General features: G+C 68.8%; 14 protein-coding genes. 8 read left to right on the top strand and 6 right to left on the bottom strand.

All coding sequences use genetic code 11. The features are described 5' to 3' along the window. The 5 genes from imuA to F3K02_RS20990 form a co-directional block, all read left to right on the top strand. Window positions 1-680, top strand: a 680-nt coding sequence (gene imuA / locus F3K02_RS21010; protein WP_177137605.1) for a translesion DNA synthesis-associated protein ImuA, incomplete at its 5' end; no start/stop codon positions are given. Next, complete coding sequence (locus F3K02_RS21005; protein ID WP_177137587.1) at window positions 625-1,929, top strand: Y-family DNA polymerase; 1,305 nt, start codon at window positions 625-627, stop codon at window positions 1,927-1,929. The genes imuA and F3K02_RS21005, both read left to right, overlap by 56 nt. Before the next feature lie 114 nt (window positions 1,930-2,043). Then, window positions 2,044-5,205 (top strand): error-prone DNA polymerase, encoded by a 3,162-nt coding sequence (locus F3K02_RS21000; RefSeq protein ID WP_177137586.1) that lies wholly within the window; start codon window positions 2,044-2,046, stop codon window positions 5,203-5,205. An 85-nt stretch (window positions 5,206-5,290) separates the two neighbouring features. Next, on the top strand, window positions 5,291-5,704 hold the full coding sequence (locus tag F3K02_RS20995; RefSeq protein ID WP_177137585.1) for an ankyrin repeat domain-containing protein: 414 nt from the start codon (window positions 5,291-5,293) through the stop codon (window positions 5,702-5,704). A gap of 54 nt (window positions 5,705-5,758) precedes the next feature. Next, the gene (locus tag F3K02_RS20990) at window positions 5,759-6,037 is read left to right on the top strand and encodes a DUF2277 domain-containing protein (RefSeq protein ID WP_177137584.1); all 279 of its coding nucleotides are present in this window, start codon (window positions 5,759-5,761) and stop codon (window positions 6,035-6,037) included. Between the two features lie 15 nt (window positions 6,038-6,052). Here the strand turns inward: F3K02_RS20990 and F3K02_RS20985 are convergent, their stop codons facing one another. Continuing rightward, a complete protein-coding gene (locus F3K02_RS20985; RefSeq protein ID WP_177137583.1) occupies window positions 6,053-6,520 on the bottom strand; it encodes an EVE domain-containing protein in 468 nt (155 codons plus the stop codon). 78 nt (window positions 6,521-6,598) lie between these two features. Here F3K02_RS20985 and F3K02_RS20980 point away from each other — a divergent pair, with 78 nt between their 5' ends. Both F3K02_RS20980 and F3K02_RS20975 read left to right on the top strand, forming a co-directional pair. Continuing rightward, window positions 6,599-7,381, top strand: a complete 783-nt coding sequence (locus F3K02_RS20980) for an alpha/beta fold hydrolase (RefSeq protein ID WP_177137582.1) — start codon at window positions 6,599-6,601, stop codon at window positions 7,379-7,381. Window positions 7,382-7,499: 118 nt separating this feature from the next. Beyond that, window positions 7,500-8,705: a multidrug effflux MFS transporter gene (locus F3K02_RS20975; RefSeq protein ID WP_177137581.1), complete on the top strand. Its 1,206-nt coding sequence runs from the start codon at window positions 7,500-7,502 to the stop codon at window positions 8,703-8,705. 6 nt (window positions 8,706-8,711) lie between these two features. Here the strand turns inward: F3K02_RS20975 and F3K02_RS20970 are convergent, their stop codons facing one another. The 3 genes from F3K02_RS20970 to F3K02_RS20960 all read right to left on the bottom strand — a co-directional run bounded on the left by F3K02_RS20970 (window position 8,712) and on the right by F3K02_RS20960 (window position 11,394). Then, window positions 8,712-9,218 (bottom strand): cupin domain-containing protein, encoded by a 507-nt coding sequence (locus F3K02_RS20970; protein WP_177137580.1) that lies wholly within the window; start codon window positions 9,216-9,218, stop codon window positions 8,712-8,714. Between the two features lie 84 nt (window positions 9,219-9,302). Next, window positions 9,303-10,865, bottom strand: a complete 1,563-nt coding sequence (locus F3K02_RS20965; RefSeq protein WP_177137579.1) for a methyl-accepting chemotaxis protein — start codon at window positions 10,863-10,865, stop codon at window positions 9,303-9,305. A 130-nt stretch (window positions 10,866-10,995) separates the two neighbouring features. Then, window positions 10,996-11,394 carry a hypothetical protein gene (locus F3K02_RS20960; RefSeq protein WP_177137578.1) on the bottom strand — a complete coding sequence of 133 codons (399 nt, stop codon included), beginning with the start codon at window positions 11,392-11,394 and terminating at the stop codon, window positions 10,996-10,998. Between the two features lie 444 nt (window positions 11,395-11,838). Between F3K02_RS20960 and F3K02_RS20955 the strand changes: the two genes are divergently transcribed. Next, the gene (locus F3K02_RS20955) at window positions 11,839-12,396 is read left to right on the top strand and encodes a DUF2889 domain-containing protein (protein ID WP_246309678.1); all 558 of its coding nucleotides are present in this window, start codon (window positions 11,839-11,841) and stop codon (window positions 12,394-12,396) included. A 31-nt stretch (window positions 12,397-12,427) separates the two neighbouring features. Here the strand turns inward: F3K02_RS20955 and F3K02_RS20950 are convergent, their stop codons facing one another. Continuing rightward, window positions 12,428-12,883: a RidA family protein gene (locus F3K02_RS20950; RefSeq protein ID WP_177137576.1), complete on the bottom strand. Its 456-nt coding sequence runs from the start codon at window positions 12,881-12,883 to the stop codon at window positions 12,428-12,430. Window positions 12,884-12,888: 5 nt separating this feature from the next. Further along, a partial coding sequence (locus tag F3K02_RS20945; protein ID WP_177137575.1) for an aldehyde dehydrogenase family protein occupies window positions 12,889-13,109 on the bottom strand: 221 nt, incomplete at its 5' end.

Genomic DNA, 13,109 nt, shown 5'->3' with positions numbered 1-13,109 from the left:
ACGCCGTCCTGCCCGGCGGCGGCTGGCCCGGCCACGGCGTCACCGAACTGTTGAGCGCCCAGAGCGGCACGCTGGAATGGCGGCTGCTCGGGGCCCTGCTGCGCCAGGTGTGTGCCGCCGGTCGCAGCGTGGTGCTGGTCGGCCCGCCCCGGCCGCCACACCCGCCGGGCCTGCGGCTGGACGGCATCGCCGAGCAGCAACTGGTCTGGGTGATGGCCGAGACGCCGGCCGAACGCCTGTGGTCCACCGAACAGCTGGTCAAGGCCAACGCCTGCGGTGCGCTCATCGCCTGGCTGCCGCAGGTGCGCGCCGAGCAGGTGCGCCGCCTGCAGGTGCTGGCCGCGGGCTGCGCCGGCCCGGTGTTCCTGTGCCGGCCCGCCACGGCGGCCCGCGAATCGTCGGCCGCGCCGCTGCGCCTGCTGGCCCGCGTGGGGGCCGACTGGGAACTGCTGGTCGACGTGTTCAAGCGCAAGGGCCCGCCGCTGGAGACCACGCTGCACCTGCCCTCGGTGCCCGGCGGTCTGCAGGCCATCCTGACACCGCGGCTGCAGAAGCCCAGCACCCTGCTGCCGCTCGAACCGGCGCCGCAGACCGCCCCGTTCCCTCTTCCCAGTGAGGCCGACCATGCTCTGGTCAGCACTCCTGCTGCCGTCACCCGACGACACCGCCTCGCCCACTGACGCGGCGCTGCAGGCGCTGGCGATCTGGGCCCTTCAATTCACGCCCCGGGTTGCTGTCGCTGACGAAGCCGTGGTCATGGAGCTGGCGGCGAGCGTGCGCCTGTTTGGCGGCTGGCACGCGCTGTGTGATCGTGTGGTCTCGGAGGGCTCCGAGCTGGGCGTGAGCCAGGTCGCCTGGGCGCCCAACAGCCTGGCCGCGCTGGCGCTGGCGCGCGCTGGCGTGCAAGACGGCTTTCGCCAGCCGCTGGACGTGTTGCTCGACGCCCTGCCCATGGACACGCTCAGCGCCGTGCGAGCGCACCGCCTCACGCTCGCGCACATCGGCTGCCGAACGCTGGGCGATGTGCGGCGGCTGCCGCGCGGCGGCGTCGGCCGGCGCTTTGACAAACAACTGCTCGCCGCGCTCGACCAGGCTTACGGCCGTGCGCCCGAGGTGCACCGCTGGATCGCGCTGCCCGAGGGCTTTGCGCAGCGGCTGGAACTCATGTTCCGCGTGGACGATGCGACGGCCCTGCTGTTCGGCGCGCGCCGCCTGCTGCTGGCGCTGTGTGGCTGGCTCGCCGCGCGCCACAGCGGCACCACCGCCTTCACCCTGCACTGGGCGCACGACGCGATGCGCGCGAAATCGGCGGGTGATGGCGGTAGCCTCACCGTGCGCACCGCCGAGCCCACCCGCAACCTGGAGCACCTCTGCCGCCTGCTCGCCGAACATCTGGCCCGGGTGGAGCTGCTGGCCCCGGTGGGCGACCTGGAACTGGTCGCCGACGAGGTGGTGCCGCTGGAAGAAAGAAGCGCCTCCTGGCTGCCCGACGACGACGCTGGCGGCGAGACGCTGCCGCTGGTGCTGGAGCGCATCGCCGCGCGCCTGGGGCCGCAGCGCGTGATGCGTCCGGTGCTGTGCGAAGACCACCGGCCCGAGTGGATGTGCCACTGGCAACCGGCGCCCGAGCCCCTGCCCCGAAAGCCCGCCACGGGCAGCGAGCTGCCGCAACCCGGCTTCATCCTGAGCGCCCCGCTCAAGCTGCTGGTGCGCGCCAACCGGCCGTATTACCAGGGCGAACTGCAGCTGCTCGCTGGCCCGCAGCGGGTAGAAGGCGGCTGGTGGGACCGGGATGAGGCCGCCGGCCAGATCCGCAACGTGGTGCGCGACTACTGGGTCGCGCAGTCGGCACACGCGGGCATGTTGTGGGTGTTCCAGACCCGGCTGGACGAGGCGCCCGCGTGGTTTTTGCATGGCATATTTGCTTGACCCCCGCCGCGCTGCACGCGACCCCCTTCCAGGGGGCGATGCGAGTGGCCCGGCAAAGCCGGTTCCACCGCATCCTGGGTTCGGGCATTTCGCGCCGGAGGGGGCACTCTCGCCGTGACGCCACAACCCCCTGGCATCCCCTCCTACGCGGAGTTGCTGTGCCTGTCCAACTTCAGCTTCCTGCGCGGCGCCAGCCGGCCCGAAGAGCTGGTGGAGCGCGCGCAGGCGCTGGGTTACACCGCCCTCGCCCTCACCGACGAATGTTCGCTCGCCGGCATCGTGCGCGCTCACGTGGCGGCCAAAGAGCAAGGCCTGAAGCTGCTCGTGGGCAGCCAGTTCCAGGTGCAGTGCGACGCGCCCTTCACCCTCGTCGTGCTCGCCACCAACCTCAACGGCTACGGCAACCTCTGCGAGTTCATCACCCGGCTGCGCCGCACGGCGCCCAAGGGCACGTACCGCCTGACGCTGAAGCACATCAGCGCCGACGCGCTGGCCGACTGCCTGGTGATCGCCGTGCCGCAGCGCGGCAGCACGCAGGCGCAGATGGACAGCGTGGCGCGCTGGCTGTTGCTGCACTTCGTGGGCCGCTGCTGGCTCGGCGTGGAGCAGCTGCGCCTGATGGACGACGAGATGCGCCTGCACCGGCTGCGCCAGAGCAGTGAGCTCACCGCCGTGCCGCTGGTCGCGGTGGGCGATGTGCACATGCACCTGCGCTCGCGCAAGGCCCTGCAGGACGTGCTCACCGCCACGCGCATCGGCAAACCGCTCACCGAATGCGGTCACGCGCTCGCGCCCAACGCCGAGCAGCGCCTGCGCTCGCGCCTGGCGCTGGCGCAGCGCTACCCCGAAGCCCTGCTGGCCGAGACGCTGAAGGTCGCCGGACGTTGCCACTTCTCGCTTGACGAGCTGGCGTACCAGTACCCGAGCGAAGTGGTGCCGCCGGGCGAGACGCCGGCGAGTTACCTGCGCCAGCTGGCCTACGAGGGCATGGGGCGGCGCTGGCCCGCGGGTGCGCCCGCTTCGGTGCAGCAGCAGGTGGAGCACGAGCTGACACTGATCAGCGAGTTGCAGTACGAGCACTACTTCCTCACCGTGTACGACATCGTCGCCTTCGCGCGCTCGCAGCACATCCTGTGTCAGGGCCGTGGCTCGGCAGCCAACAGCGCGGTCTGTTACTGCCTGGGCGTGACCGAGGTGGACCCGGCGCGCACGGCGGTGCTGTTCGAGCGCTTCATCTCCAAAGAGCGCAACGAGCCGCCCGACATCGACGTGGACTTTGAACACGAGCGGCGCGAAGAAGTCATCCAGTACCTCTACACCAAGTACGGCCGCGAGCGCGCCGCGCTCACCGCCACCGTCATCAGCTACCGACCCCGCAGCGCCCTGCGCGACGTGGGCAAGGCGCTGGGCTTCGACGAGGCCGCGCTCGACGCGCTGGGCAGCGGCCACCGCTGGTGGAGCGAGGATGGTTTTGCGCCCGACCGCATCACCGAAGCGGGGCTGGACCCGGACAGCCTGAAGGTGCGCCAGCTCGTGGCGCTCACCGGCCAGCTCATGGGTTTTCCGCGCCACCTCTCGCAACACACCGGCGGTTTCGTGCTGACCCAGATGCCGCTGTCGCGCATGGTGCCGATCGAAAACGCCGCCATGGCCGACCGCACCGTGATCGAATGGGACAAGGACGACCTCGACGCCATGGGCCTGCTGAAAGTCGACGTGCTCGCGCTCGGCATGTTGACCGCCATCCGCAAGTCGCTCGACTTCATCGGCCAGCGCAAGGGCTTCGACTTCCAGATGCAGGACATCCCGGCGGAAGACGAAAGCACCTACGACATGATCTGCGCCGCCGACACCGTGGGCGTGTTCCAGATCGAGAGCCGCGCGCAGATGAGCATGCTGCCGCGCCTGCGGCCGCGCGAGTTCTACGACCTGGTGATCGAGGTCGCGCTGGTGCGCCCTGGTCCGATCCAGGGCGGCGCGGTGCACCCCTACCTGAACCGCCGCCAGGGCAAGGAGCCCATCGATTACCCCAAGGGCCTGGACGCCGCACTGAAGCGCACGCTCGGCGTGCCCGTGTTCCAGGAGCAGTGCATGCAGATCGCCATCATCGCGGCCGGCTTCACGCCCGGCGAGGCCGACGGCCTGCGCCGCGCCATGGCCGCGTGGAAACGCAAGGGCGGTCTGGGCAAATACCAGGAGCGCCTGATCAACGGCATGACCGAGCGCGGCTACCCGCTCGACTTCGCGCAGCGTGTGGTCGAGCAGGTGAAGGGTTTCTCCAGCTACGGCTTCCCCGAAAGCCACGCCGCCAGCTTCGCGCTGCTGGTCTATGCGAGCTGCTGGATCAAGCGCCACCACCCGGCCGAGTTCCTCGCCGCCCTGCTCAACAGCCAGCCGCTGGGCTTCTATTCGCCGAGCCAGCTGGTGCAGGACGCTGTGCGCCACGGCGTCGAAGTGCGCGCGGTGGACGTGATGGAGAGCGACTGGGATTGCACGCTGGAAGAGCAGGGCTTCCACGGCCTCTCCCCCTGGGAGAGGGCAGAGGGGAGGGCCGCCCTCGAGCCCACACTGCCCGCCGTGCGCCTGGGCCTGCGTCTGATCAGCGGCCTGTCACACGACGAAGCGCAACGCATCGTGGCGGCACGCGCGAGCCGTGCATTCACGGATTCAGAAGACCTCGCCCGCCGCGCCGGGTTGAACCAGCAAACCATGCAACAACTCGCCGCCGCCGACGCGCTGCAATCCCTGAGCGGCCACCGCCGCCAGCAAGTCTGGGACGCCGCCGCCCTCAAAACCCCACCCGCGTTGCTCAAAGAAGCCCCCGTCGAAGAAGACACGCTGGACCTGCCCGAAGCTCCCGAAGGCGAAGCCATCGTCTGGGACTATGCGTCACTCGGCCTCACCCTGCGCCGCCACCCGCTCGCCCTGCTGCGCGAGCGCCTGCAGGCGCGCCGCTTCATGACCGCCGAAGCGCTGAAAGACGCGCCCGACGGTCGCCTCGTGCGCGCCTGCGGCATCGTCACCGGGCGCCAGCAACCTGGCACCTCCAAAGGCGTGGTGTTCGTGACGCTGGAAGACGAAACCGGCGTCGTGCAAGTCATCGTCTGGAAAGCCCTGCGCGAGCGCCAGCGCAGCGCCCTCACCCGTTCACGGCTGATGGCGGTGCACGGCGTGTGGCAGCGCGAAGGCGAAGTCTGCAACCTCATCGCCGGCCACCTGGAAGACCTCTCGCCGTTGCTGGGCCGGCTGGCGACGGAGAGCCGGGATTTTCATTGAAAGCACCCGCCTGTGGTCCACCTTGGCGTCTGTGAGAGACTGCCCCCCAGAACCCACAGCGCATCCACCCAAGCCCACCCATCCCATGTCCGACTGGAAACACCAGCAAATGATCAAGGCGTCGGCCTGGCCACTGGCCGCCGACCTGTTGGCCCCCGATGCCGACTTCACGGCCCGGCTCGATGGCGGGCTGGTGCCCCTGCATTGGGCCTGCCGGGAAGGCAAGGCCGGCCTGCTCAAGCACATGATCGAACACGGCGCGAACGTGCACGACCACACCGACAGCGGCCAGAGCATGCTGGAGCTGGCCATCACATCCCGGAACTTCCAGACCGTCATGCTGCTGATCGACCGGCTCAAGGCCACGGCCGCGCCGCCGCCCGACGAGGCGTTGAAAAAGCGCCTGAACGCGGCCTTCAGCGACGGCCACCCCGATGCCAGAAACCGCTTGCAGCAGACGCTGCGGGACTGGGAGCGCATCGCAAAAACAGCGTCTTGAAACCCCGCCGCCGGCTTCGTACCATGGCGCCATCCCTCAACGCAGGAGCGCCCCATGTGCCGCAACATCAAGACGCTGTTCAACTTCGAGCCGCCCGCGAGCGAGCTGGAAATCCGCGATGCTTCGCTGCAGTTCGTGCGCAAGCTCAGCGGCTTCAGCGTGCCGTCGAAGGCAAACGAAGAAGCGTTCGAGCGCGCGGTGGCCGAGGTGGCGGACTCGGCGCGGCGGCTCATCCGGTCGATGGTGACGAACGCCGAGCCGAAGAACCGCGAGGTGGAGGCGATCAAGGCGCGTGAGCGGTCGGCGCAGCGTTTTGCCGCACCGCGCGGCTGAACAAAACCGCGGCGTTCAACCGCCCAGCATCTTTTGTGTGATCCAGCGCCAGTGCGCTTCGCTCACCGGCGTGATCGACAAGCGGCTGCCGCGCTGCAGCACCACCATGTCGGCCAGTTCGGGTGTGGCGCGCAGTTCGGGCAGGCCGATCAGGCGGGTCTTCTTCAGCGCCTGCACATCCAGCAGCAGCCAGCGCGGCGCTTCCGGTTTTGACTTGGCGTCAAAGTAAGGGGATTGCGGGTCGAACTGCGTCGGGTCGGGGCGTGTGCCCGAGGCCACGCGAGCGATGCCCACGATGCCCGGCTCGGCGCAGCTGGAGTGGTAGAACAGCACGCCGTCGCCCACCTGCATGCCATCGCGCATGAAGTTGCGTGCCTGGTAGTTGCGCACGCCGGTCCAGGGCACGGTGGCCTGCGGGGCGGCCAGCGCGTCGTCGATCGAACACTCTTCGGGCTCGGACTTCATCAGCCAGTACGGGGTCATCGCGGCATCTTAGCGAGACATCGAATCCCATGCTGGCGCTACAGTAGCCCAGCCTGCCACACGCCCTGGCGCCCCACCATGCCCACGATCACCACCGCCCACACGCCTCTTCGCCGACGCACCGCCCTGTGGCTGCTCATGACGGGGGTGCTGGTTCTGCTGGTGGGCTGCGCGTTGCCGCGCCCTGCGAAAGTGCCCATGGATGCGCTGTGGTTGCCGGCGTCGTCGAGCGGCCCGGGCCACACGCTGGTCGTGTTCATGCCGGGGTCGCAGGAGGTGCCGCAGGACATCGTGCGCGAAGGCTTCGTGAACCAGTTGCGATGGCGCCACCCGGGCGTGGACATGGTGGTGGCGGACGCGCACATGGGCTACTTCCGCAACGGCAGTTTTGAAGCCCGCTTGCGGGCCGATGTGATCGAGCCGGCGCGCGCCCGGGGCTACCGGTCGATCTGGCTGGCCGGCATTTCGCTCGGCGGGATGGGTTCACTGCTGTACGCGAAGAGCGCACCCGGCGAGATCGATGGCCTCATCGCCCTGGCCCCGTTCATCGGGTCGTACAGCGTGCTGAGCGAGGTGGCCGAGGCGGGTGGTATCGCACGCTGGCAACCCGCGTTGCCGCTGCAGCCCGGCGACTTCCAACGCGATCTGCTGCGGTGGCTGAAGGGCTACGGCGACCCGGCGCAGGCGCGCCCGGAGCTCTACATCGGCTACGGCACCCGCGACCGGCTGGAGCCGTTCCCCGGCCTGTTCGATGGTCTGCTGCCGGCCGATCACCTGCTCAGCGCGCCCGGCGGCCACGACTGGGCGCCCTGGAAGGCGATGTGGGTCGATGCGCTGGAGCGTGCGCCTCTGCGACCCTGAATCCCACGGCACCGATCCATTCCGGGTAGCCTTGCGCCTTCGCTAAGGCCTTCGCCCAGCCACATCCCTTGTTTTCTTCGGCCACCCGCGGGGTGCCGACCACCGTTTCCGCCCTTCCATGACGTCTCCGACAACCCGGCCCGCACCCTCCGGCCTGCTGATCGCCAACCTGCTGGCGCAACTCGCCTTCGGACTGCTGGCCATGACCATCTGCCTGCCTTCGATGCAGGAATGGGGCGCCATCTTCAACACCGGCCAGGCGGCGGTGCAGCTCACCTTCAGCGGCTACGTGGTGGCCTACGGGTCGCTGCAACTGCTCTACGGCCCGCTGTCGGACCGCATCGGGCGCAAGAAGATCCTGCTGTTCGGCCTGGCGGTGGCGTTCCTGGGCTCGGTGCTGGCGGCGCTGGCGCCCAACCTGCCGCTGCTGGTGGCCGCGCGCGTGCTGCAGGGCGCGGGCGCCGCGGCGGGCATGGTGGTGGGCCGCGCCATGGTTCAGGATCTGTTTCAGGGCCCCGAGCGCACGCGCGTGATGGCTTACGTGGGCATGGCCATGGGCCTGTGCCCGCCGCTGGCCACCATCATCGGCGGGCAGTTGCATGTGCGCCTGGGCTGGCAGGCCAATTTTGTGGTGATGGCGGTGCTGGCGGTGGTGCTGTTCGTGGCGGCGTGGCGCGGCCTGCCCGACCACCAGAAGGTCACCACGGTGCAGCCGCACTGGCTGCGCGCCATGCTGTCGTCGTACGCGCGGCTGGGCCGCGAGCGCGCTTTCATCCTGTACGTGGCCCTGCTCTCCATGACCACCGCCACCTTCTACGCCTTTCTCGGTGGCGCGCCCATCGTGCTCGGCAGCTACGGCGTGAAGCCCGACGGCATCGGCTACTACATCATGTGTGTGCCGGGCGCCTACATCGTGGGCAACTACCTCGCTTCGCACATGGCGCACCGCACCGGCGAGCGCCGGATGATGGGGATCGGGCAGGCCTGCACGCTGGCGGGCATCGGTCTGGTGGTGGTGCTGGCCCTGGCCGGCCTGAACACCCCGCTCGCGTTTGCCTTGCCGCTGATGCTGGTGGGCATCGGCCACGGCCTGCTGGTGCCGCCCGCGCTCGGCGGCACGATCGGGCTCGTGCCCGCGCTGGCGGGATCGGCCGCCGCGGTGGCCGGGCTGATGCAGCAGATGACGGGCGCCGTGGGCGGCTTTGCCGTCGGCCTGTTCCGGCACGAGGGCGCGCTCAACCTCGGGCTGCTGATGCTGGGCTTCGCGCTGTGCGGCGCCTTCGCGCAGTGGCTGCTGCACCGGCGCCTGGCACGGCCACACTGAGCGACATCAGACCCCGCCGTGCGGGTGTGTCGGGTCCACCCACAGCACCTGTTCCGGCTTCTCCACCGGCTCGATGTCCAGGTTCACCGCCACCGCCTGGCCGTCGCTGCGGCACAGCACACACTCCAGCACCTCGGTCGGGCTGGCGTTGATTTCCTGGTGCGGCACATAGGGCGGCACGTAGATGAAATCGCCCGGACCGGCCTCGGCGGTGAATTCGAGCTTGTCGCCCCAGCGCATGCGCGCACGGCCCTTCACGACGTAGATCACGCTCTCCAGCGGGCCGTGGTGGTGGGCGCCGGTCTTGGCGTTGGCGTGGATGGTCACGGTGCCGGCCCAGAGCTTCTGGGCGCCCACGCGCGCGAAGTTGATCGCCGCCTTGCGGTCCATGCCCGGCGTGCTCGGCACGTTGCCGTCGAGCTGGTTGCCCGGCACCACGCGCACGCCGTCGTGCTTCCAGGCCGGCTCGTGTTCGTGGCTGTGTGAATGCGGGTGCTCGTGTTCGTGTGACATGGCGGGTCTCCTGGCGGTGGTGCGCCCAGTGTGCCAGCCTGGCCGCTGCCTGTGCAGCCTCCGGGGCATCAACCCGCTACCGCATCAAGCCATCTGGGCCGTCGCATCGATGCGGAACAGCGCGACCGATGCCACCAGGCTCCGCGCCTGGTCGTCCAGGCTTTGCGAAGCCGCCGCCGTTTCTTCCACCAGCGCCGCGTTCTGCTGCGTGGTCTGGTCCAGCTGCGCGATGGCTTCGCCCACCTGGCCGACGCCGGTGCTCTGCTCGCGCATGGCGGTCGATATGTCCACCACCAGCTGGCTCACGCGCTTGATCGCACCGACCACATCGGTCATGGCGTGGCCCGCCTGGTCGGCCAGCGCCGTGCCCGAGTTCACCTGCTCCATGCTCGCCGCGACCAGCTGCTTGATCTGCCGCGCCGCCTCGGCCGAGCGGCCCGCCAGCGAGCGCACCTCCGAAGCCACCACGGCAAAGCCGCGACCCTGCTCGCCGGCGCGCGCCGCTTCCACCGCGGCATTGAGCGCGAGGATGTTGGTCTGGAATGCGATGCCGTCGATCACGCCGATGATTTCACCGATGCGCCGCGACGACTCGTCGATGCTGCGCATGGTGCGCACCACCGAGCCCACCGTCTCCCCACCGGCTTCGGCCACGGTCGAGGCGTTCACCGCCAGCGTGCGGGCTTCCTGGGCGTTGTCGGCGTTGATGGCAATCGCGCTGGTCAACTCCTCCATGGCCGCGGCCGACTGCTCCAGCGCGCTCGCCTGTGCTTCGGTGCGGCCGCTCAGGTCCTTGTTGGCGCTGGCGATCTGCGAAGACGCCGAGCCCACGTGTTCCACCCCCTGGTGCACCTGCGCCACCAACTGGCGCAGACCCGCCTGCATGGTGCCGATCGCGCGCAGCAGGTCGGCCACTTCGTCCTTCCCGCTGGCCTCCACCGTCTGGGTCAGGTCGCCCGCCGCGATGCGGTTGGCCACCACCACGCCGTTCCGCAGCGGCAGCACGATGCTGCGCGCCAGCAGGGCCGAAGCCACCAGGCCCAGAACCAGCGCGGCCCCGCCCAGCACCAGCATGAGGTTGCGGGCGCTGGTGATGCCGGCCGTCACCGCGGCGCCGTGCTGTTGTGCCAACGTGTCCTGCAGCTGGCGCAGGGTGTCGATGGGCTGCTGCAGTCGGCCCAGCGCCGGCAGGGTTTCTTTGTGCACCAGCTGCCGCGCCTCATCGATCTGGCCCGCCTGCACCAGCGGCGCGATCTTCGCAAACGACGCCACATAGGCCGCGCGCGCCGTTTGCAGTTCGGACAGCGCGGCACGGCCTTCGGGCTTGACCACGAGGCGGTCCAGCGTTTTCAGCGCTTCGTCGATCGCCAGGCGGTTCTGCTGCATGCGCGCCTGGATCACCGGCAGCTGGGCCGGCTCCACCAGCAGCAGCTCGGTGGTGTTCAGACCGTTGGCCCGCGTGGTCGTGTCGATGACGGCCACAGCGCTCACCTTCACGAGTTCCTGGTCAATCAACTGGCTGTTCTCGGCACCAATGTGTTGCAGCGCGCCGTAAGACGAAACGATCATTCCCGCAATGAGCAACAGCATCAACCCGAAGCCCATCGCCAGACGGGTACCGATACGAAACCTTGAAACAAACCCCATGAAAATCCCCTGGCGCGTGCACACCACGGCCTGATGAGACATGCATCGGCTGGCCCTGCGCCCGCTGAATACGCCGATGGAACTAGGGCCGTGCGCCGATGGAGCTATGCGCAGGACCCGCCTGCACGGCTCACACCTCCGGTTCGCGCAGGTCCACCCGCCCCGGATCCAGCTCCCGGATGCGCCGGTCCTCGTAGTAGCCACCGTATTCGGTGTAGCGCAGGAACGGTTTGCCACACGCCTTGCAGGCCCAGACCTGGCAGCGGTTGCAGGGATGGAAATGCAGGGCGATCGGCGCTTCGGCCGACCACTGGTCCACGCCGGGTGGGCGATGTTCCTCCAGCGTCGGCTCCTCGTCGCCGGGCAGCCACAGCGCACCCAGCAACCGCAGGGCCTCGTCGCTGACCGTGCCGGGAAACGAGTCCCAGCCGGGGCTGGCGAAAGGCGCGCAGGCGGCGCAGGTGTCGCGCCACTGACGCCGGGCAAGATCGAGCACATCCTGTGCCTGCAGTCGGTTCGAAGCGGTCATCACAAATCGGGATGGAAAGGGAATGGGGATACTGCAGTATCCACGTACCCCATGACCTTGAAGGTATTGCGGCCGGCCCGGGACGGTGATCGCGTGCATCGGGGAAAATCGGGGTTCAGTCACCAGGGCCTGTTCACACTATTTTTCCAAGATGCGTTGCGGATCAAAAAGACCATGCGCAAGGCGCGAAACGCAGCCGGGGTCGCCCCCCGGCAAGGCTTCGCAACGCCGCGCATGGCCTTTTTGGCCGCAACCCGAAGGGAATGGGCTGAAAACAGCGCCACTCGTTGTTGCCCTCCTAGGCCAGACATCCAGTCTGGCCGTCGTCCCGCGCCTAGATTGGCGCTGTTTTCAGCCCATTCGCACTTGGAAAAATAGTGTGAACAGGCCCTAGTTCGCCGAGGTCCCGTTTTGCCACTGCCCACGCCCCATCCCCGCAAGCCCATGCACACCCGAAAAGTCGAATACCGGGGGTTCGAACGCGACGACGGCCTGTGGGACATCGAAGGCGAGTTGCTCGACACCAAACCCCATGCCTTCGAAATCGAGGGCGAGGGCGAGTGGGCACCCCACGAGCCTATCCACCACATGCACCTCCGCCTCACGCTGGACAACAACATGGTGATCCGTGAGGTGGCCGTGGCCATGGACGCGCACCCGCACGCGCCCTGCCCGCAGGCCATGGACCCCATGCAGGGCCTGATCGGCGAGACGCTGGGTCGCGGCTGGCGCAAGACCATCGAAGGCCACCTCGGCGGCATCCAGGGTTGCACCCACCTGCGCGAACTGCTGTTCAACCTGGCCACCGCCGCGTTCCAGACACGCTCGGCGTCGTTCGCTCCCACGGCCGACGGCCGCCCGCCGATGCACCTGGGCCAGTGCCTGGCCTGGGACTTCAACGGCCCGGTGGTGGAAAAGGTCTACCCGCTGTTTTTCCGCTGGCAGCCGCCCGAGAAACACCAGGCGCGGTCCGGCGCGCTCGAACCCCAGCGCACGAAATAGCGCGCAAGGCGGCGGCCACGGCGCCGCACGCTCACACGATCTCGGCGATCAGCTCGATTTCGATGCACGCGCCGTGCGGAATCTGGGCCACACCAAACGCACTGCGCGCGTGTTCGCCTTGGGCCCCGAACACCTGGGCGATCAGGGCGCTGGCACCGTTGCTCACCAGGTGGTGTTCGGTGAAGTCGGGGGCCGAATTCACCAGCGAGGTCAGCTTGACAATGCGGGCGATGCGGTTGAGATCGCCCACCGCGCCCTGCAGTGTGCCGAGCAGATCGATGGCCACCGACCGGGCAGCCGCCTGCCCCTCCTCGGTGGTCAGGGAGACGCCGAGTTTCCCGACCCAGGGCTGGCCGTTTTTCCGGGCGGTGTGCCCGCTCAGAAAAATCAGCTTGCCGGCCATCGCGTACGGCACGTAGGCCGCTGCGGGCTGGCGAACACCCGGCAAGCGGATCTGGAGGGCCTCCAGGGTCTGATAGACGCTCATGATCGTCAAGCGGCGCGGTAGACGATCTTGGTCTGGGTGAAGAACTCCATGCCGACCCTGCCGGATTCTCGGAAGGTCGAGGTGCTGGAGTTCTTGACACCGCCAAAGGGCGCGTTGACCAGGTTGCCGGTGGTGGTGCGGTTGATCTTGACCGTGCCCGACTGGATGTTCTGCGCGAAGTCGTGCATGTACTTCGGGTTGCGCGTGGCGATCGCCGCCGAGAGGC

The sequence above is a fragment of the Hydrogenophaga aromaticivorans genome, from assembly GCF_013387465.1.
GTDB classification, from domain to species: domain Bacteria; phylum Pseudomonadota; class Gammaproteobacteria; order Burkholderiales; family Burkholderiaceae_C; genus Hydrogenophaga; species Hydrogenophaga aromaticivorans.
Note: the sequence above shows the minus strand (reverse complement) of the source record. Positions and strands in the feature narration are given on the sequence as shown.